We start from the raw sequence: 20,531 nt of genomic DNA, 5'->3' as shown, positions 1-20,531 counted from the left end.
GCAGCGCCGGTGGGCGGCGCTCGCCCCGGTCGCCCGCGCCGACGCGCTGCGAGCGTTCGCGCGCACGGTCGAGGGGGCAGCCGAGGAGCTCGCACAGCTCGAGGTGCTGAACTCCGGGCATCCGATCGGCTCCGCGCGCTGGGAGGCGGGCCACGTCGCCCAGGTGCTCAACTACTATTCCGCCGACCCCGAGCGACTCTCGGGTCGGCAGATCCCGGTGGCCGGCGGGCTCGACGTCACCTTCCACGACCCGTACGGCGTGGTCGGGGTCATCGTTCCGTGGAACTTCCCCATGACGATCGCCGCGTGGGCGTTCGCGCCCGCGCTCGCCGCGGGCAACGCCGTGGTGCTCAAGCCCGCAGAGCTCACGCCGCTGACCGCGATCCGGCTCGGAGAGCTCGCCCTCGAAGCGGGCCTGCCCGAGGGGCTGTTCGAGGTCGTCACCGGTTCGGGGTCGGTCGTCGGCCAGCGGCTCGTCGAGCACCCCCATGTCCGCAAAGTCGTGTTCACCGGGTCGACCGAGGTCGGCATCGAGGTCGCCGCCGGGTGCGCGCGGGCGCTCAAGCCGGTGACGCTCGAGCTGGGTGGCAAGAGCGCGAACATCGTGTTCGACGACGCCGACCTCGAGAGGGCGGCCGCGGCCGTGCCGGGTTCGGTGTTCGACAACGCGGGCCAGGACTGCTGTGCCCGCAGCCGGCTGCTCGTGCAGCGTTCGGTGTACGACCGGTTCCTCGAGCTGCTCGAACCTGCGGTCGCCGCCTGGCGGGTCGGCGACCCGTCGCGCAGTGACACCGACATGGGGCCGCTCATCTCGGCCGCGCATCGCGACACCGTGGCGGGATTCCTGGACGGCGCGGACATCGCCTTCCGCGGCAGCGCACCCGAGGGCGACGGCTTCTGGTTCGCCCCGGCCGTGGTGCTCGCCGATCCGGACGACCGGATCGCCCAGCAGGAGGTCTTCGGGCCCGTGGTCGCCGTGATGCCGTTCGACGACGAGGCCGACGCGATCCGGCTCGCCAACGACACCGTCTACGGTCTCGCGGGCTCACTCTGGACCGAGAACCTGGGCCGCGGGGTGCGGGTGTCTCGCGCGGTGCAGAGCGGCGTGCTCTCGGTCAACTCGCACTCCTCGGTGCGGTACGCGACGCCGTTCGGCGGCATGAAGGCCTCGGGCCTCGGGCGAGAGCTCGGACCGGACGCCGCCGAGCACTTCACCGAGACCAAGAACGTCTTCTTCGCGACCGACGACTGATCACGCACACAGATTCCCGCATCCCCACCCTGCATCGGAGAAACACATGAGCATCGATCTGACCCAGCGACTCAAGGACCGCGTCGCCATCATCACGGGAGGGGCGAGCGGGATCGGCTTCGCCACCGCCCAGCGCTTCGCTGCCGAGGGGGCGTTCGTCGTCATCGCCGACGTCGATCCCGCCACGGGAGAAGCGGCCGCAGCCGACGTGGGCGGCGTGTTCCGCCCGGTCGACGTCGCCGACGAGGAGAAGGTGAACACGCTGTTCGACGGCGTGGCCGCCGAGTTCGGCCGCATCGACATCGCGTTCAACAACGCGGGGATCTCGCCGGCGGACGACGACTCGATCGAGACGACCGAGCTGCCGGCCTGGGACCGGGTGCAGGACGTCAACCTCAAGAGCGTGTACCTCTGCAGCCGGGCGGCACTCCGCCACATGGTGCCCGCGGGCCGAGGGTCGATCATCAACACGGCCTCGTTCGTCGCCCTGCTCGGATCGGCCACCTCGCAGATCAGCTACACGGCGTCGAAGGGCGGCGTGCTCGCGATGTCACGCGAGCTCGGCGTGCAGTTCGCCCGTCAGGGAGTGCGCGTGAACGCCCTGTGCCCCGGGCCCGTGAACACCCCGCTGCTGCAGGAGCTGTTCGCGAAGGACCCCGAGCGCGCGCAGCGACGCCTTGTGCATGTGCCGATGGGACGCTTCGCGGAGCCGTCCGAGCTCGCGGCGGCCGTGGCCTTCCTCGCCTCGGACGACTCCTCGTTCATCACCGCCAGCGCCTTCGTCGTCGACGGCGGCATCACCAACGCCTACGTCACCCCGCTGTGAAGCGGGATCATGTCGCTGTGACAGGGTGAAGGACATGAGCGAGCACCTTCCCGACGGCGATCTCGTCGAGGTGCGCCGGGCCGTCTACCGGCCGCTGCGACGGGGCAATGCGCTCGAGGACGCGGTCGCTCGCCTCGTCCAGACGATCCGCCTCGGCGTGGTCGCGCCGGGGGAGTCGCTGCCGCCGGAGCGCGAGCTCGCGGCATCCTTCGGCGTCAGCCGCGACACTGTCCGTGAAGCGATCCGCGAACTCGCCGACACCGGGTACCTGGTGCCCAAGAGGGGGCGGTACGGCGGCACGTTCGTCGCCGACCCGCTGCCCCATCCCTCGGATGCCGGCGCCGTGACCGCCACCGAGGTCGACGACGTGCTGGGCCTTCGACGTGTCCTCGAGACCGGCGCAGCCCGTGCGGCTGCCGGACGGTCATTGGATGCCGCGACCCGCGCCGACCTGTGGGCGCGCCATGAGGCGGCCCTGCCGGCCGGTCCCGAGGAGTACCGGCGCCTCGACACCCTGCTGCACCTCGCGATCGCCGAGGCCGCCGGCATCCCCTCCCTCGTCGCGCTGGTCGCCGAGAACCGGGCCGACGTCAACGCCTGGCTCGACACCTTCCCCCTGATGCCCCGCAACATCCAGCACTCGGGAGAGCAGCACGAGCAGATCGTCTCGGCCATCCTCGCCGGACGGCCCGACGCCGCGGAGGCGGCGATGCGCGATCACCTCGCCGGCTCCGAGTCGCTGCTGCGCGGCTTCCTGGTCTGACGCCGCGCCGCCGAGCTCGGATCAGCTGCGGGCGTGCTCGTCGGCGACCGACAGCGCCTCGTCGAGAACCGCCAGACCGCGCACCAGGTCGTCCTCCTCGATCACGAGGGGAGGCGCCACATGCATGCGGTTGAAGTGCGTGAACGGCCAGACGCCGGCCTTCTTCGCCGCCGCGGCAAAGGCGCCCATGGGGGCGGCATCCGCTCCGCTCGCGTTGAACGGCACGAGCGGCTCGCGGGTCTCCTTGTCGCGCACCAGCTCCACCGCCCAGAACAGTCCGCGCCCGCGCACCTCGCCGACGCTCGGGTGGCTGTCGACCCAGTGGCGCAGGGTCGGCTCGACGATGCGCGCGCCGAGGTCGCGCACCCGCTCGAGGATGCCGTCGCGGCGGAACACCTCGAACGTCGCGACACCCGCGGCGCACGCGAGCGGGTGGCCCGAATAGGTCAGTCCGCCGGCGAAGGGCGTGGTGTCGAACGCCTTGGCGATGCGCTCCGAGATCACGACGCCGCCGAGCGGCACGTAGCCCGAGTTCACGCCCTTGGCGAAGGTGATCAGGTCGGGGCGCCCGTCGTACGCGTCGATCCCGAACCATTCCCCCAGGCGCCCGAAGCCGACCATGACCTCGTCGGCGATGTAGACGATGCCGTACCGGTCGCACAGCTCGCGCACTCCGGGCAGGTATCCGGGCGGCGGCACGAGCACGCCGTTCGTGCCGACGACGGTCTCGATGATGATCGCGGCGATGGTCTGCGGTCCTTCGAGCTGGATCGTCTGCTCGAGGTGGGCGAGTGCGCGTTCGGACTCCTGCTCGGGAGTCTCGGCGTGGAACGGGGAGCGGTAGAGGTAGGGGCCGAAGAAGCGCACGGCTCCCGAGTCGGGCGTGCCGTTCGCCCAGCGGCGGGGGTCGCCCGTCAGAGAGATCGCGGTCGCGGTGGACCCGTGATAGCTGCGGTACATCGAGAGCACCTTGTGGCGACCGGTCGACTGACGCGCCATGCGCACCGCGTACTCGTTGGCCTCGGCGCCGCCGTTCGTGAAGAAGACCTTCTCGAACCCCTCGGGCGCGACCTCGACGATGAGCCGGGCGAGCTCGCCCCGCACGTCGTTGGCCATCGCGGGCTGGATCGTCGAGAGACGTCCGGCCTGCTGCTGGATCGCTGCGACCAGATCGGGATGCTGGTGCCCGAGGTTCAGGTTCACCAGCTGGCTCGAGAAGTCGAGGTAGGCGTTGCCGGCGTAGTCCCAGAACGTCGAGCCCTCGCCCGCCGCGACGGGCAGCGGATCGATCAGGCCCTGCGCGCTCCAGGAGTGGAAGACGTGGCCGCGGTCATCCGCTCTCACCTGCGCCTCGGCCTCGGGCGCCGGCAGGGAGTGCGATGCGCCATGGCGATCGGTGTAGTTCGTCATCGTGGTCGCTCCGGTCAGTGGTTGCTCGGGAAGCCCAGGTCGATCTGCGAGGGCGTGTGGTCGGGCCAGCGGGTGGTGACCACCTTCGACCGAGTGTAGAAGTGCACCGACTCGGGGCCGTAGATGTGCGAGTCGCCGAACAGCGAGTCCTTCCATCCGCCGAACGAGTACGCGCCGATCGGCACGGGGATCGGCACGTTGACGCCGACCATGCCGACCTCGATGTCGAACTCGTACTGACGGGCGGTGCCGCCGTCTCGCGTGAAGATCGCCGTGCCGTTTCCGTAGGCGTTCGCGTTGACGAGCTCGACGGCCTCGGCGTAGGTCTCGACGCGGACCACCGAGAGCACCGGACCGAAGATCTCGTCGTCGTAGACCTTCATTCCCGGAGCGACCTGGTCGATGAGACTGACCCCGAGGAAGAATCCCTCGGAATCGAACTGTTTCGTCGTGCCGTCGACGACCACCGTCGCGCCCTCGGCCGCAGCCCCCGTCACATACGCGGCGACACGGTCGCGATGCTCGCGGGTGATGAGCGGACCCATCTCGCTCGCCGCATCCGTGCCCGCACCGATCGAGAGGCCGTCGATGCGCGAGGCGATCGCGGCGACCAGGTCGTCGGCGACGTCACCCACCGCGACGAGCACCGAGACCGCCATGCAGCGCTCGCCGGCCGAGCCGTACGCAGCCGAGACGGCGGCGTCCGCCGCGGCGTCGATGTCGGCGTCCGGCATCACGACCATGTGGTTCTTCGCGCCGCCGAGTGCCTGGACGCGCTTGCCGGCATTCGCCGCCCGCTGGTAGATCGAGCGGGCGATGGGGGTCGAGCCCACGAAGCTGATCGCGTTCACGCGCGGCGACTCGAGCAGTGCGTCGACGGCCTCCTTGTCGCCGTGCACGACGTTGAGCACGCCGTCGGGAAGACCGGCTTCGCGGAAGAGCTTCGCGATCCAGACCGACGCCGACGGGTCCTTCTCGCTCGGCTTGAGCACGACCGTGTTGCCGCACGCGATGGCCGAGGCGACCATCCACAGGGGCACCATCACGGGGAAGTTGAACGGCGTGATCGCGGCGACGACGCCGACCGGCTGCTTGACCGAGTGCACGTCGACCCCGCGGGAGACCTGCTCGCTGCGCTCGCCCTTCAGCAGATGCACGAGACCGGCGGCGAACTCGACGTTCTCGATGCCGCGTGAGACCTCGCCCGCGGCATCCGAGAGCACCTTGCCGTGCTCTGAGGTGACGATCGCCGCGAGCTCGGGGGTGCGCTCCTTGAGCAGCTGGCGCAGACGGAAGAACACATCGGCGCGCTTGATGAGGCTGGTCTCGCGCCACGCGGGTGCCGCGGCTGCGGCGGCGGCGATCGCGGAGTCGACCTCGGCGGTCGACGCGAAGGCGACCTGCTTCGACACCTGACCGGTGGCGGGGTCGAAGACCTGGCCGGTGCGAGCCGCCTCGGCGGTCTCCACTCCGTTGATGACGTGACGGACGATGTCCACGGGACTCCTTTGGGGTGTGAGGTCCGTATCGAACACTCTGACCGAGGGGCGATACGCTGGCTTTCTCCAATGATCACAGAGAGCGAGGAGCATCTGCGGTGTCAGAACGTAGCGAGATCGTCCGCGATCGGACAGTTCGTCCGACGGGTGCCGTCTTCCTGACGGTGGCTGATGTGCTCGCAGAGGCTGCGGTGCAGCAGGGCGAACCCGACGTGATCGTCGGCGGTGCCGCACTCGAGGCCGCCGTGCGCTGGGTGCATGTCTCCGACAGTGTCGGGGTCGCCAGGCTGCTCGACGGCGGTGAGCTGCTGCTGACCACAGGGGCGGGGTGGCCGGTCGACGACGCCGAGCTGCGGGACTTCGCGTCGAGCCTGCATCGGGCGGGCATCGCCGGCATCGTGTTCGAGCTGAAGACCGCCCGGCAGGCGGTGCCTCAGCCGGTCGTCGATGTCTGCGCCACGGTGGGGCTGGCCCTCATCGCCCTCACGCACGAGGTCAAGTTCGTCGCCGTGACCGAGGCCGTGCACCATGCGCTGATCGCTGCGCAGACGCAGGCGCTGCGCGAAAGGCAGCGACTGCATGAACTCTTCACCGCGCTGAGCCTGCAGGGGGCCCCCGCCGACGTCGTGGTCTCCGAGACCGCTCGAGCACTCGGAGCCCCGGTCGTGCTCGAGAACCTCGCGCGCGAGGTGATCGCGACTGAGGGGCTCGGGATGCCGATCGCCGAGGTGCTGGAGAATCGTGGCACTGCCGAGACGGTGCCCGTGCAGGCGCGGGGGGCACGCTGGGGCACTCTCCTCGTGCTGCCGGGCCCTGCGCATCCCGCGGGTCGGGTCACGGTGCTCGAGCAGGGCGCGACGGCTCTCGCCTTCGGATGCATCGCCGACGGCGGCGACGCCGAATGGTCGCTGCTCGCTCAGCGTGGGGTCATCGACGATCTGCTCGGCGCGCGCTTCGCGAAGGCCGACGACATCGACGCCCGGCTGCGCGCCGGAGGGTTCGCGCTCCGAGGCCGCCGCTGCCACGGGATCGTGGCACGCGGCAACGGCTCGATCAGCGAGCTCGCCTACCGTGCGCGACAGGCCGGATTCGCCGTGATGGTCGCCCGCGTCGACCGAGACGACGTGGCGCTGCTGTCGGTACCCGCATCCGCCGGGCTGTCCGACGAGGTTCTGCTGCGCATCGCCGGTCCCGACCGTGCCGTCTTCGTGGGACCGGTCGCCGACGACGTGATCGGTCTGCTCGGCTCCCTGCGTGCGGCGCGCGACCTGGCCGACAGCGATCGGGCCGATGCGGGTGCCCGTGTGCGCCGCGTCGACGATCGCCCGCTCGAGCGGCTCGTCGCCACGCTGCGTGACGACCACCGACTGCACGAGCACAGCGAGCGGATGCTGGCGCCTGTCGTGGCGTACGATCGCGAGCGCCGCGGTGACCTGCTCGACGTGCTGGCCGCCCTCGTCGCCCACCCCGGCAACCGCTCCGCGGCGGCTGCGGCGAGTCACCTGTCGCGATCGGTCTTCTACCAGCGGCTCACTCTGATCGGTGATCTGCTGGGCGCCGACCTCGACGACGGCGAGACGATCGCGGCGCTCCACCTGGCTCTTCTGGCGCGCCGCCGCACCTCACGGCCGGCCTGACGCCCCCGGCCTGACGCCACCGGCCCCGTCTGTTCCGGGGGCCGACACGCCAGATGTCGATCCGATCCCGCAGGTTCGGCCGCTATGTGGCGTGTCGGCCCCCGGACTGCAGGGCCGACGCCACCAGGTCTAGAGAACCGACTGGGCCTCCGAGAGCACGCCGCGAAGGATCTGCGCGATCTCACGGAATTCGGCCGGGCCGATCGTCAGCGGCGGAGCCAACTGGATCACGGGATCTCCGCGGTCGTCGGCACGGCAGTAGAGCCCGGCCTCAAACAGGGCGGGGGAGAGGAAGCCCCGCAGCAGCCGCTCGGACTCGTCGTCGTCGAACGTCTCCCTGGTGCCCTTGTCCTTCACCAGCTCGATGCCGAAGAAGTACCCGTCGCCGCGCACGTCGCCGACGATGGGCAGGTCGAGCAGGGTCTCGAGCTCGGCACGGAAGAGCGGGGAGTTCTCGCGCACGTGCGCGTTCAGGCCCTCCTCGTCGAAGATCGCGAGGTTCTCCAGAGCCACGGCGGCAGATACGGGGTGGCCTCCGAAGGTGTAGCCGTGCGGGAACGACACATCGCCCGTCGAGAACGGCTCGTAGATCCGGTCGCTGATCACCGTGGCGCCGATCGGGGAGTACCCGCTCGTCATGCCCTTGGCGCACGTGATCATGTCGGGCACATAGCCCAGGCCCGTGCACGCGAAGGTGTGGCCGAGGCGTCCGAACGCGCAGATGACCTCGTCGGAGACCAGGAGAACGTCGTGCCGGTCACAGATCTCGCGCACCCTGGCGAAGTAGCCGGGAGGGGGCGGGAAGCATCCGCCCGAGTTCTGCACCGGCTCGAGGAAGACGGCGGCGACGGTGTCGGCGCCCTCGAACAGGATCATCTCCTCGATGCGGTCGGCGGCCCAGCGGCCGAAGGCCTCGAGATCGTCGCTCGGGCCGCCCATCTCGGCCGCCCGGTAGAAGTTGGTGTTCGGCACGCGGAAACCGCCGGGGGTCACGGGTTCGAACATCGACTTCATCGCCGGGATGCCGGTGATCGCGAGCGCGCCCTGCGGGGTGCCGTGGTACGCGACCGATCGCGAGATCACCTTGTGCTTGGTGGGCTTGCCCATCAGCTTCCAGTAGTGCTTCGCGAGCTTGAACGCCGTCTCGACCGCCTCGCCGCCGCCGGTCGAGAAGAACACGCGGTTGAGGTCGCCCGGCGCCTCGTCGGCCAGTCGGTCGGCGAGTTCGATGGCCGCGGGGTGCGCGTACGACCAGAGCGGGAAGAAGGAGAGCTCGGATGCCTGCGCCGCCGCGGCCTCCGCCAGACGGCGTCGCCCGTGGCCCGCGTTCACCACGAACAGGCCCGCGAGCCCGTCGAAGTACTCCTTGCCCTTCGAGTCCCAGATGCGGTGCCCGTCGCCCTTGACGATGATCGGCACTCCGCTCTTCTCCATCGTCGACTGACGGGTGAAGTGCATCCAGAGATGATCCTTGGCCATGGCCTGGAGTTCGGCCTCGGACGGAGTCGTGCGGTGCGTGCTCATCTGGTCCCCCAGTTGTAGAGCTGCTTCTGCAGCTTGGCGTAGATGAAGGTCTCGGTCGACAGCACTCCGTCGATCGGGCGGATGTGGTCGTTGATCATCGCGAGGAGGTCCTCGTCGTCCTCGCACACGACCTCGGCGAGGATGTCGAAGGAGCCGACCGTGATGACGACGTAGTCGATGGCGGCGATCTCGGCGATCTGCTCCGCGACGACGCGGGTGTCGCCGGAGACGCGGATGCCGATCATGGCCTGACGCGGGAAGCCCAGCTGCATCGGGTCGGTGACGGCCACGATCTGCATCACCCCGGACTCGGTCAGGCGCTGCACGCGCTGGCGCACCGCCGCCTCGCTCAGGCCGACCTCGCGGCCGATGTCGGAGTACGAGCGCCGCCCGTCCTCCTGGAGCAGCTCGATGATCGTCTTCGCGACGCCATCCAGCGGAGGGTGTTTCTTCGAGTGCGGCATGATGCGATCTTCGCACTCGAGGCCGCGCTCTTCAACTGATTCCGCAGAGCAAATGGCTTCTCGGTCGTGAAACCGGAAGCTCAGCTCTCCAGCGGACCCAGCCAGGCGCTCGCGGCGGTCGCGTGCGCGGATTCGGGGTCGGAGGGGTGGAAGGCTCCCGCCAGGACGTCGCGGTAGAGCCGCGAGAGCTCGTTCGCGGAGAAGTACGACCCGCCGCCCGCGACGAGCATGGCCTGGTCGACGACGTGCTTCGCCATGGTGATCGCGCGATGCTTGACCCCGGACAGCAGGACGAACCAGCGGGCGCCGTTGTCGACGCGCTCGTCGACGTCGCGGGCGAGCGCGGCGATCTGAGGGGGGAGCGCGTCGTAAGCGAGTCCCATGTCGGCGATGCGCCAGCGGATGTCGGGGTCCTGACTGTATGCCGCACCCGTCTTCTTGGACCGGCGCGACGAGGCGGTGCGCACGGCGAGATCGAGCGCGCGACGCGCGATGCCGGTGTACACCGAGGCGAGCAGGATCTCGAACACCGAGAAGATGCCGAACACGATGGGGTCGGGTGTGGGTCCGGCATCGATGCGGCGGACGACGTGCGCGGCATCCGCGACGGCACCGCTCAGGCGGGTCGTCCGGCTCTGCGTCGCGCGCATGCCGAGGGTGTCCCAGTCGTCGCTCGTCGTGATCGCGTCGGTGCGCTCGACGAACGCGAACACCAGCTTCGGGGCATCGGGGCTCGTCGTGTCGAGGCCGTGCAGTCCGAGCTTCGTCCAGACCGGCGCGAGCGAGGTGAAGATCTTCGTGCCGGTGAAGGCGTAGCCGCCGTCCCTCGTCGGCACCGCCTCGGTGTCGCTGCCGAAGAGCACGAGGTCGTTGCCCGCTTCGCTGATGCCGAAGGCGAACACCTCGCCGGCGACGGCGCCGTCCTGCACGAACTCCAAACCGGGGACGCCCCGGTCGGAGAACACCTTGGCGACCCCGGTCCAGACGAGGTGCATGTTGATCGCGAGCGCCGTCGCCGGCGCCGCCGTGGCGAGGCGCTGCTGCAGTATCGCCGCCTGAGCCAGGCTCAGCCCCGCGCCGCCGCGCTCGGCGGGAACGAGGATCGACAGGTATCCCGCGGCGCGCAGCTCCTCGAGATCCTGCTCGGGGAAGGTGTTGTCGCGGTCATGGATCGGCGCCCGCTCGCGGATCCGCTCGAGCAGGTCGTCCGGCAGGTGCAGGGTCGGGTCGAACGGGTTCACGAGAGAGCCTCCTCGAGCTGGCGGAGCGTCTCCTCCGGTCTGTCGCGGTGCAGGGAGTGCCCGGCACCCGCGACCACCGACATGGTGATGAGCGGATTGGCGTCGAGCACGGCGACCGCGACGTCTCCGGTGAAGATGCTGTAGACGGCGGGGTCCGCGCCGATCACGTGCGTGGGCACCGTGAGTCGCGCGGCGTCGGCCGTGACATCCCAGGGCGTGTTCTGCACGCTCGTCTGCTCGACGGCCCACGCGCTCGCTCGACGCACCGCGTCGACCTTGAGCTCGGCGTCCTGCGGATGCCACTGCGGATGCTCCTGCCGCACCAGCTCGACCCTGTTGTCGGCGAAGGCGCGCTCCTGGCTCCGGCGCACGATGGCGGCATCCCGTCCGTCGATGAGGATCGCCGGATCCCACAGCACGAGTCTGCGGGTCCAGGCGGGGGCGGATGCCGCGGCGACCGTGCTCGCGGCACCGCCGAGGGAGTGGCCGACCACCGCATCCCAGGAGCCGCCGTCGTCGGGGAGCGTCGCGGCGAGGTCCGCCGCGTACGCCGCGACGGAGTAGTCGAGAGCTCGCGGTGCATCGCCGTGGCCGCGCAGGTCGATCGCCGTCGCATGCCATCCGCTCTCGGCGAGCGCGGCGCCCACCCGCCACATGAGAGCGCCGGACGAGCCCAGTCCGTGCACGAGGAGGATGCGGCGATCCGATGCGGGATCGCCCCAGCTGATGCGGGGGAGGGTGAGCGGTGCGGCCATGCCCTCAGCCTACGACCGGGATACCGCGCGGCGGCGGGTCAGGACGGCGTGACCGCGACCGGCTCGGTGTCGGGGTGCGGGCTCGCGTCCCGACCGCGCAGATCGGGGAAGGACCTGACGAACACGATGGAGACGGCCAGCCCTGTCGCAGCGAACAGCGTGGCCGCGAGATACGCGCCACGGGGGTCAGTCGCGTCGACGAGGAACCCGGCCACGGCCGAGCCCGCCGCGGCGCCGATGAGCTGCCCGGTGCCCGCCCAGCCGAACGCCTCGGCGGTCTCGCTGAACTTCACGCTCGCAGTGGTGATCGCGAACAGCACGGCGAGTGCCGGGGCGATGCCGATTCCGGCGAGCACCAGGGTGCCGCCCAGCCAGAACACGTCGAGCGAGACCATCGTCAGTGCGAGGCCGACCGTGACGATCGCGAGGCGGCGTGCCATCGCCCACGGCCCGATCGGGATGTGCCCGAACGAGAGTCCGCCGGCGAGGCTGCCGACCGAGAAGACGGCGAGCACGAGCCCCGCGGCGAGGCTGCCGTGCTCGAAGGTCGCGACGACCCCGACCTCGACCGCCGAGCAGGCGCCGATCAGGAGGAAGCCGATCACCGTCGCGAGGAGCACCGGCGGCTTCAGCACGACCTTGCCGAAGGCGTTGCGACTGCGCGGGATGCGCACGCGGCCGACTTCGGGGGAGAGGATGAACCAGGCTCCGCCGCCCACGAGCACGACCACGACGAGGAGCAGTCCCTCCGAGGTGCCGACCTGCGTCGAGACCAGGGTGATCACGACCGGGGCGAGGACCCAGATGATCTCCTGCAGCGAGGCGTCGAGGGAGAACAGCGGGGTGAGCTGCTTGGCGTTCACGAGCTTCGGGTAGATGGTGCGCACCGCAGACTGCACCGGTGGCGTCGAGAGACCGGTGATCATGCCGAGCACCATGTAGCCGGGGACGTTCAGAGGGAGGAGCGCGAGGCCCAGCACCGCGATCGCACAGACGGTGAGGGTGAGGGTGAGCACGCGGCGCATCCCCCACACGCCCATCCACCTGCTGGTGATGGGCCCGGCGACGGCCTGTCCCACGCTGGTGGCGGCGAGCACGAGGCCGGCGGATCCGTAGGAGCCCGTCTGCTGCTCGACGTGCAGGAGGATCGCGAGCGATGTCATGCCGTTCGGGAACCGCGCGGTCAGCTGTGCAGCGATCATGCGCGCCACTCCGGGCGTGCGAAGAAGGTCCCAATATCCCGCCACGGGTCAACGTTACCGGGCGCGACGGACGGTCGGCGAAGCGGCTCCTCGCCGACACGCCGCGACACGCCGAGACGACGATTCCACAGAAACTCGGATGTCCGAGGCCCCTCGTAACCTGCCCCCTGTGGATAGATCTCTCACAGGTGCTTCCCAGCCGCGATTTCATGCGGTTCGGCGACGTCGTCGGAGGGGCCGCGCCTGTGGAAGAAACGGTGGAGAACCTGTGTTGTATCAGTGGAGAGCGGTGGAAAACTACACGGATGTAACTACTACCCCTAGTGGTCACTCTGAATGTCCGTACCTATATGTAGTATTGAGATCCCGGTGAGGGTCTGCCGGAAAAACACCCGATCAAGAACCGGGCCAGAGATTTGAGGGGAAGCGAAAAGATGTCGATCACGGTCTACACGAAGCCGTCCTGCGTTCAGTGCAACGCCACCTACCGGGCGCTCGACGCCAAGGGCATCGAGTACGAGATCCTCGACCTGTCGGAGGATCCGGCAGCTCTCGAGCAGGTCAAGTCGCTCGGCTACATGCAGGCACCCGTCGTCGTCACCGACGAGGGTCACTGGTCGGGCTTCCGCCCCGACAAGATCGACGAGCTCGCCTCGCGTCTGGCCTGATCCGCCATGAGCGCCGTCGCGACCGCTGCGCCGCTCCTGGTCTACTTCTCGAGCGCGTCGGGCAACACCGCCCGCTTCGTCGAGAAGCTCGGGCTCCCGGCCCGCCGCATCCCCCTTCTCCGGCAGCAGGAAGATCTCGTCGTCGACGAGCCCTTCGTGCTGATCACTCCCACCTACGGCGGGGGTGAGGGACGCGGCGTCGAGCGAGGTGCCGTGCCCAAACAGGTGATCCGGTTCCTCAACGACGAGCGCAACCGGCGCCACATCCGCGGAGTGATCTCTGCGGGCAACACCAACTTCGGCGAGTCGTTCTGTCTCGCCGGGGACATCATCAGCCGCAAGTGCCACGTGCCTCACTTGTATCGGCTGGAGATCTTCGGCACACAAGATGACGTGGATCGCGTGAGCGACGGATTGGAACATCAGTGGACAGCACAGTTGACGAGCAGGCAGTGACCGAGACGGTCGCCTTCAAGATGAACCCCAGCTACGAGGGGCTCGACTATCACGCGCTCAACGCGATGCTGAACCTGTACGACGCGAACGGCAAGATCCAGTTCGACGCCGACAAGCGGGCTGCGCGCGAGTACTTCCTGCAGCACGTCAATCAGAACACCGTGTTCTTCCACTCCCTCAAGGAGCGTCTCGACTACCTGGTCGAGAAGGAGTATTACGAGCCGGCCGTCATCGAGCAGTACTCGATGGAGTTCATCCAGAAGCTCAACGATCTCGCCTACGGCAAGAAGTTCCGCTTCGAGACCTTCCTCGGCGCCTTCAAGTACTACACGAGCTACACGCTCAAGACGTTCGACGGCAAGCGCTACCTCGAGCGCTTCGAGGATCGCGTCGTGATGACGGCCCTCGGTCTCGCCGGCGGCGACGAGAAGCTCGCGGTCGACCTCGTCGAGGAGATCATCTCCGGCCGCTTCCAGCCCGCGACCCCGACGTTCCTCAACTCGGGCAAGGCACAGCGCGGCGAGCTCGTCAGCTGCTTCCTGCTGCGCATCGAAGACAACATGGAGTCGATCGCCCGCGGCATCAACTCCGCCCTCCAGCTCTCGAAGCGCGGCGGCGGCGTGGCACTGCTGCTCTCGAACATCCGCGAGGCCGGCGCGCCGATCAAGCAGATCGAGAACCAGTCCTCGGGCATCATCCCCGTGATGAAGCTGCTCGAAGACAGCTTCAGCTACGCCAACCAGCTCGGTGCCCGTCAGGGCGCCGGTGCGGTGTACCTCAACGCGCACCACCCCGACATCATGCGCTTCCTCGACACGAAGCGCGAGAACGCCGACGAGAAGATCCGCATCAAGACGCTGTCGCTCGGCGTCGTCGTCCCGGACATCACGTTCGAGCTCGCCAAGAACGGCGAGGACATGTACCTCTTCTCGCCGTACGACGTCGAGAAGGTCTACGGCGTTCCCTTCGGCGACATCTCGGTGACCGAGAAGTACCGCGAGATGGTCGACGACCCTCGTATCAAGAAGACGAAGATCAACGCGCGTGAGTTCTTCCAGACGATCGCCGAGATCCAGTTCGAGTCGGGCTACCCGTACATCATGTTCGAGGACACGGTGAACAAGGCGAACCCGATCAAGGGCCGCATCAACATGTCCAACCTCTGCAGCGAGATCCTGCAGGTGAACACGCCGACCACGTACAACGACGACCTGTCGTACGACCAGATCGGCAAGGACATCTCCTGCAACCTGGGCTCGATGAACATCGCGCTGTCGATGGATGCCGACGACCTCGGCCAGACCGTCGAGACCGCGATCCGTGCGCTGAGCGCGGTCAGCGACCAGAGCCACATCCGCTCGGTCCGCTCGATCGAAGACGGCAACGACCGCTCGCACGCGATCGGTCTGGGGCAGATGAACCTGCACGGCTACCTCGCTCGCGAGCACGTCTACTACGGCTCCGAAGAGGGCATCGACTTCACGAACATCTACTTCTACACGGTGCTGTTCCACGCGCTGCGCGCCTCGAACAACCTCGCCATCGAGCGCAAGCAGGCCTTCGACGGCTTCGAGGACTCGACCTACGCGTCGGGGGAGTTCTTCGACAAGTACATCGATCGCGCCTGGGTTCCCGAGACCGACAAGGTCAAGGAGCTCTTCGCCGGCAAGCACATCCCGACGCAGGCCGACTGGGTGGCGCTGAAGTCGTCGATCCAGGAGCACGGCATCTACAACCAGAACCTGCAGGCGGTGCCGCCGACCGGCTCGATCTCGTACATCAACAACTCCACGTCGTCGATCCACCCGATCGCGTCGAAGATCGAGATCCGCAAGGAAGGCAAGCTCGGTCGCGTCTACTACCCGGCCGCGTTCATGACGAACGACAACCTGGAGTACTACCAGGACGCGTACGAGATCGGCTACGAGAAGGTCATCGACACGTACGCCGCGGCCACGCAGCACGTCGACCAGGGCCTGTCGCTGACGCTGTTCTTCAAGGACACCGCCACGACGCGTGACATCAACAAGGCGCAGATCTACGCATGGCGCAAGGGCATCAAGACGATCTACTACATCCGTCTGCGTCAGATGGCGCTCGAGGGCACCGACATGACCGAGTGCGTCTCGTGCATGCTCTGATCGCCCCCTGAACACGAGAAACGACGAGGACATGACCCCCCACCCCCCGATCAAGCTGGTCGACAGCGTGCAGGCGATCAACTGGAACCGCATCATCGACGACAAGGACCTCGAGGTCTGGAACCGTCTGGTGAACAACTTCTGGCTGCCCGAGAAGGTGCCGCTGTCGAACGACATCCAGTCTTGGAACACGCTGACCCCCGACGAGCAGCTGCTCACGATGCGCGTGTTCACCGGCCTCACGCTGCTCGACACGATCCAGGGAACCGTCGGTGCCGTCTCGCTGATCCCCGATGCGATCACCCCGCATGAGGAGGCCGTGTACACCAACATCGCCTTCATGGAATCGGTGCACGCGAAGAGCTACTCCTCGATCTTCTCGACGCTCGCGTCGACCAAGGAGATCGATGAGGCGTTCCGCTGGTCGACCGAGAATCCGAACCTTCAGAAGAAGGCTCAGATCATCATGGACTACTACCAGGGCGACGATCCGCTCAAGCGCAAGATCGCCTCGACGCTGCTCGAGTCGTTCCTGTTCTACTCGGGCTTCTACCTGCCGATCTACTGGTCGTCGAAGGCGAAGCTGACGAACACGGCCGACCTGATCCGTCTCATCATCCGCGATGAGGCCGTGCACGGGTACTACATCGGGTACAAGTTCCAGAAGGGTCTCGAGAACGAGACCGAGGAGCGCCGTCAGGAGCTGAAGGACTACACCTTCAACCTGCTGTTCGAGCTCTACGACAACGAGGTGCAGTACACGCAAGACCTCTACGACGGCGTCGGTCTGACCGAAGACGTCAAGAAGTTCCTGCACTACAACGCCAACAAGGCGCTGATGAACCTCGGCTACGAGGCGATGTTCCCCTCGACCGTGACGAACGTGAACCCGGCGATCCTGTCGGCGCTCTCGCCGAACGCCGACGAGAACCACGACTTCTTCAGCGGTTCGGGCTCGTCCTACGTCATCGGCAAGGCCGAGGCCACGGAAGACGACGACTGGGACTTCTGAGTCCCTGTAGATCCGCAACCTACTTGGCACAGAACCAATGGAACTGGCACAGCGTCAAGCAAGGTGGCACCGCGTCAATCTAGTTGGCACGACCGGTGCCTAGAACATCACGGCTACGGCCCAACGAACTGGTCTCACCGTGGCCTCACGGTGAGACCAGTGACCCGGCAGGGAGCGTTGCCGCAGCGTTCGCCAGGTCACTCGAGTCGGCAATCGAGGGGCAGAGTGTTCGCTCGGTAGCAACGCATTGCGGCGTGAATCATCAGACGCTGCGATCGATACTGGCCGGCGAAGTGTGGCCAGACATGCGCTCCATCGCCCTCCTCGAGTTCGGCCTGGAGAGGTCGCTCTGGCCAGGGCTGCCGTGAACTTCATTGAGGCTCCCGTTGGCAGATCTGACCAGACGCCTCTCATCCAGTTACGGATTGATCCCCGATGGAGTATCGCGATTGGCGCGTGAAACCAGAGCGCTCATCGCGTGGCACGCCGCCGTTCTTCGAGACCTAGAACTTCAATGGTTCCGTCGGCTTGCAGTCGGGTAGATTCTCCAACCGCCTCCCCTCGCCATCGGACAAGCAGATTCCAGCGAGCCGACATCTCAGCCATCTCAACCTCGTCCCCTGGGAGGTCATAGATCATAAATACGGTCGCGTCGATGTCCGCGATCCCGTCGACACGGATTTCGTAGACGTCTTCGTGGTAGCGCTTCTTCACCTCGATTGTGTCGAGGTCGAGATCAACGCGACCGACTTCCTGAACGACCGCGTGATCCGGCCCGGGAGGCGCCCAACGCGAGATATCCAAGCCGTGGAGAGCGTCGGCCACCTCGTCAACGATGTCCGAAAATGCTATGTCCAAATCGCCCAGACTGTACTCGCCTGCCTCGTACTCGCCGGGAAACTCCATGGCCGCGAGCGAGTTCACTACGACAAAGGCAGCGCCGACCTCGCGACGGCTTTCCTCCTGCAGAGATTTTCTGCGCTTGGCGAAGATTGAATCCTTCGACAAGATGGTCACGTCATTGAATGGGGGCTCGTCGACCTGGGCGAGGGCAGTCAGCCAGATTAGCGAGTCCCGGTACCCGCCACCGCTTTCGTCGAACGGCGGGACGCGGTTGATCGCCCGCTGCGTCAGCTCGATGTGATCGACGTCGGGAAGCGGCACGACTTCGATCCCGAGTGCCTCAATGCGACTGTCGAGTATCGACTCATACGCCAGCACCTCGTCGGTATAGGTCTGGAGTAGGGCGTCAGCTGCCCGCTTCGCATTGGCCGAGGACTTCCTTAACACGCTACGGATCTGACGGATCTTGTCCAGGTGATCCCTGCGAAACCCGCCGATGGCTTCTCGTCGAGCTACCTCCGGCAGAACGAGACGCAGACGCCCGGCGTTGATGGCGGATCGTGCTGCGTCCCACTTGCGCTCACGCATGAGCGGATCCTGTATCAGGATGTTCGCGTCGACGATGACAAGAATGTGGATCTCCCAACCGAAATTCCGAGCCACGACTATCTCCGGATGCCTCACAACGTAGCAGGCGCGTGAAGAAGCCGCTCAAGCGGACGCCGAGTCCGGGGAGGTGCGGTTGTGATGGATTGCATGCTGAGTCAACACCCGCGGAGCGGAGTTGCAGCGTGGCGTGATGGCTGTGCGGCGTATATGTGACGGTGCCGCTACGGTGATGAATGTCGTACGCATCGCAGGGTGCGCCGAGGAAGGGGTCCAGTGGCTGGCCAGATCATTGTCCACCCGTGGGATCCGAACGCTACTGACGCTCGCGATGAGTTCGAGTCGGTCATGGTCTTGCATCGGGCTCACCGATCTACTTTGGGTCACTTGCCCTTCGCGGCGTTCGAGGAGGCGGGGCGGCGTCAGCAATTGCTCCTTGGCAGCATTGATGGCCAGGTCTGCGGATACGTCCTCTACAGCACGCCTCGCCAGAGCACGGTCAAACTCGTACACGTGTGCGTTGGAGATAAAGCCCGCGGATCGGGCGTCGCCCGTGCCATGGTTGATTTCGCAGTTGCGCAGAATCCCGATCGCGGCCTCTTGACCGCGCACTGCCGCGTTGACTACAACATCGACGGTTTCTGGCGGTCTCTGGACATGACACCGACGGGCGAGCGTCCTGGTCGCGCCGCCAGAGGATCGACGCTAACAATCTGGGCTCGTCGTATCGGCCAGATGGACCTCCTGGAGGCAGCGATCTTCGCCTCCACCCGTCCGCTTGCGGTCATCGATACCAACGTCGTCATCGACCTTTACTCGTCGACTGACTTGAGTCGGCCAGATCGTAAGGAGTCGTTGGGGCTTACTGAGGACTGGTTGGTTGACCTCGTCGAGCTGGCGGTGTCCCCCGAGGTTGCTTTCGAGGTCAATTCGTTAGAGCCTGCCGAGGAGCGGTTGCGTGTGAGAGCTGGGATGAACGCACTCACACCGACTCGCCGCGCGAGCAATATGCGAGGCATCGCGGACGCTCTTGTCGACGGCATGCCGAAGCAGCTGGTCGCTCGCGACCCCAGCTTACGGAACGATGCACGACACCTCGCCGATGCCATCCTTGCGGGTGCTGACTACTTCGTCACTCGAGACGACACATTGCTCAAAGCCACAGGGGGCTGGGTACCCGACGCTTATGGCACTGCGGTTGTGCGCCCGGTCGAGTTCTTGCGCCGGCTCATCCCTCCAGCAGCGCCGACACCGTTCCGCTCTGGCCAGTTGGAGTCCGTCGGTCTCGAATGGACACCGGTCTCGGCTTCCACCCGCGAGCTAGAGGACCTGTTCCTCGACCGAGACACGCACGAGAAAGGCACGCAGTTCCGCAAGCAGCTGCAAGCGGCGCTCGCGCGTCCCGCGACCGTCCGGCTTGAGGTGCTCACTGATGATCAGCGCCGCGCGTGGGCACTCTTGGCTACTGAAGTCACCGACGGGACGCTCCTCGTTTCAACGCTGCGGGTGGGCGGGGGGCCTCTTGGCGCGACGATCTCCTTCCAGATGACCCGATATCTTCGCGATCTAGCGCTGTCTCAGGGGCTCTCTCGAGTTGAGATTGACGAGCCCATTATTGCCCCCGTGATGCGGGCAGCACTCGAAACGGATGGCTTTTCGGGACACCCCCTGCATGCGCTCCTTGCAGACGTTCCGGATGCAGCGGATATCGCCGATGTCCAGAGCGCGGAGGAAGTAGCGGATTACGAGCGGCGCAACTGGCCTCAGATCGTTCTCGGGAGGCCCGTCCCAGTCCGGGTGGTGCCCATTCAGCCGCGGTATGCGCGAGAACTGCTGGGGTTCAACGAAACAGTTCTTCGCACCAGAGAGCGCCGAGCGCTTGGGTTCTCCCGCGAGTTCGTCTACTTCGCCGCACCTATGATGCGAGACTGGGACGTCCCGGCGCGGGTGGTCTGGTACGTCACGAAGGATCATGGCGCGCCTGAGGCTCAAGCGGTGCGCGCGGTCGTTGCCCACTCCCGGGTCGTCGGCGCGAGCGTGATGGACGTCGACGACGCGATCGAGCGATACCGATCCTTGGGAGTGTTGAAGGAAAGGGAGATCTCAGAACAATCGAAACGAGGAAAGGTGCTTGTGCTGAGATTCGAGGACACTCACTTGCTCAGTGCGCCAGTGAGTCAACGCACTTTCTACCGCTTGCTGCGTGAGAACAATGTGACCACATCCTTGTTG

The 20,531-nt window shown here is 66.9% G+C and carries 17 protein-coding genes; 9 read left to right on the top strand and 8 right to left on the bottom strand.

All coding sequences use genetic code 11. From position 1 onward, the window contains the following. From ABTZ43_RS13270 to ABTZ43_RS13260, 3 genes are all read left to right on the top strand, one after another. Positions 1–1,252: aldehyde dehydrogenase family protein (locus ABTZ43_RS13270; protein ID WP_350539168.1), on the top strand; the 1,252-nt coding region annotated here is incomplete at its 5' end. A gap of 46 nt (positions 1,253–1,298) precedes the next feature. Further along, on the top strand, positions 1,299–2,078 hold the full coding sequence (locus ABTZ43_RS13265) for a 3-oxoacyl-ACP reductase (RefSeq protein ID WP_149424304.1): 780 nt from the start codon (positions 1,299–1,301) through the stop codon (positions 2,076–2,078). Positions 2,079–2,112: 34 nt separating this feature from the next. Continuing rightward, positions 2,113–2,841: a FadR/GntR family transcriptional regulator gene (locus ABTZ43_RS13260; protein WP_056420643.1), complete on the top strand. Its 729-nt coding sequence runs from the start codon at positions 2,113–2,115 to the stop codon at positions 2,839–2,841. Positions 2,842–2,862: 21 nt separating this feature from the next. On the opposite strand, the gene ABTZ43_RS13255 is transcribed toward ABTZ43_RS13260, so the two are convergent. Beyond that, complete coding sequence (locus tag ABTZ43_RS13255; RefSeq protein WP_350539167.1) at positions 2,863–4,251, bottom strand: aspartate aminotransferase family protein; 1,389 nt, start codon at positions 4,249–4,251, stop codon at positions 2,863–2,865. A gap of 14 nt (positions 4,252–4,265) precedes the next feature. Then, positions 4,266–5,750 carry a CoA-acylating methylmalonate-semialdehyde dehydrogenase gene (locus ABTZ43_RS13250; RefSeq protein WP_350539166.1) on the bottom strand — a complete coding sequence of 495 codons (1,485 nt, stop codon included), beginning with the start codon at positions 5,748–5,750 and terminating at the stop codon, positions 4,266–4,268. Positions 5,751–5,848: 98 nt separating this feature from the next. Here ABTZ43_RS13250 and ABTZ43_RS13245 point away from each other — a divergent pair, with 98 nt between their 5' ends. Continuing rightward, positions 5,849–7,387 (top strand): PucR family transcriptional regulator, encoded by a 1,539-nt coding sequence (locus tag ABTZ43_RS13245; RefSeq protein WP_253386505.1) that lies wholly within the window; start codon positions 5,849–5,851, stop codon positions 7,385–7,387. A gap of 129 nt (positions 7,388–7,516) precedes the next feature. On the opposite strand, the gene ABTZ43_RS13240 is transcribed toward ABTZ43_RS13245, so the two are convergent. The 5 genes from ABTZ43_RS13240 to ABTZ43_RS13220 form a co-directional block, all read right to left on the bottom strand. Next, the gene (locus ABTZ43_RS13240; protein WP_149424300.1) at positions 7,517–8,911 is read right to left on the bottom strand and encodes an aspartate aminotransferase family protein; all 1,395 of its coding nucleotides are present in this window, start codon (positions 8,909–8,911) and stop codon (positions 7,517–7,519) included. After that, positions 8,908–9,375 (bottom strand): Lrp/AsnC family transcriptional regulator, encoded by a 468-nt coding sequence (locus ABTZ43_RS13235; RefSeq protein ID WP_149424299.1) that lies wholly within the window; start codon positions 9,373–9,375, stop codon positions 8,908–8,910. Before ABTZ43_RS13235 ends, ABTZ43_RS13240 begins: the two co-directional genes overlap by 4 nt. An 80-nt stretch (positions 9,376–9,455) precedes the next feature. Next, the gene (locus ABTZ43_RS13230; protein ID WP_350539165.1) at positions 9,456–10,616 is read right to left on the bottom strand and encodes an acyl-CoA dehydrogenase family protein; all 1,161 of its coding nucleotides are present in this window, start codon (positions 10,614–10,616) and stop codon (positions 9,456–9,458) included. Next, on the bottom strand, positions 10,613–11,371 hold the full coding sequence (locus tag ABTZ43_RS13225; protein WP_149424297.1) for an alpha/beta fold hydrolase: 759 nt from the start codon (positions 11,369–11,371) through the stop codon (positions 10,613–10,615). The genes ABTZ43_RS13230 and ABTZ43_RS13225 overlap by 4 nt, the downstream gene beginning before the upstream one ends. A 38-nt stretch (positions 11,372–11,409) precedes the next feature. Continuing rightward, positions 11,410–12,573, bottom strand: coding sequence for an MFS transporter (locus ABTZ43_RS13220; RefSeq protein WP_502885390.1), 1,164 nt, complete (start codon positions 12,571–12,573; stop codon positions 11,410–11,412). Positions 12,574–13,007: 434 nt separating this feature from the next. On the opposite strand from ABTZ43_RS13220, the gene nrdH reads away from it, so the two are divergent. Genes nrdH through nrdF form a run of 4 tightly spaced genes read left to right on the top strand, consistent with a single transcriptional unit; the run spans position 13,008 to position 16,850 of the window. Continuing rightward, positions 13,008–13,241, top strand: coding sequence for a glutaredoxin-like protein NrdH (gene nrdH, locus ABTZ43_RS13215; protein ID WP_045253199.1), 234 nt, complete (start codon positions 13,008–13,010; stop codon positions 13,239–13,241). A gap of 6 nt (positions 13,242–13,247) precedes the next feature. Further along, the gene (nrdI, locus tag ABTZ43_RS13210) at positions 13,248–13,697 is read left to right on the top strand and encodes a class Ib ribonucleoside-diphosphate reductase assembly flavoprotein NrdI (RefSeq protein ID WP_056420671.1); all 450 of its coding nucleotides are present in this window, start codon (positions 13,248–13,250) and stop codon (positions 13,695–13,697) included. A 20-nt stretch (positions 13,698–13,717) separates the two neighbouring features. Beyond that, entirely contained in the window at positions 13,718–15,838 is a 2,121-nt protein-coding gene (nrdE, locus tag ABTZ43_RS13205; RefSeq protein WP_045253250.1) for a class 1b ribonucleoside-diphosphate reductase subunit alpha, read from the top strand. A gap of 31 nt (positions 15,839–15,869) precedes the next feature. Beyond that, positions 15,870–16,850, top strand: a complete 981-nt coding sequence (gene nrdF / locus ABTZ43_RS13200; protein ID WP_045253201.1) for a class 1b ribonucleoside-diphosphate reductase subunit beta — start codon at positions 15,870–15,872, stop codon at positions 16,848–16,850. 471 nt (positions 16,851–17,321) lie between these two features. Here the strand turns inward: nrdF and ABTZ43_RS13195 are convergent, their stop codons facing one another. Continuing rightward, entirely contained in the window at positions 17,322–18,356 is a 1,035-nt protein-coding gene (locus tag ABTZ43_RS13195; RefSeq protein WP_350539163.1) for a PIN domain-containing protein, read from the bottom strand. A 219-nt stretch (positions 18,357–18,575) separates the two neighbouring features. Between ABTZ43_RS13195 and ABTZ43_RS13190 the strand changes: the two genes are divergently transcribed. After that, positions 18,576–20,531: GNAT family N-acetyltransferase (locus ABTZ43_RS13190; RefSeq protein ID WP_350539162.1), on the top strand; the 1,956-nt coding region annotated here is incomplete at its 3' end.

The organism is Microbacterium sp. NPDC097977 (genome assembly GCF_040302605.1).
Lineage (GTDB): Bacteria > Actinomycetota > Actinomycetes > Actinomycetales > Microbacteriaceae > Microbacterium.
The sequence above is the reverse complement of the archived record's forward strand: the minus strand, read 5'-3'. Positions and strand labels throughout refer to the sequence as shown.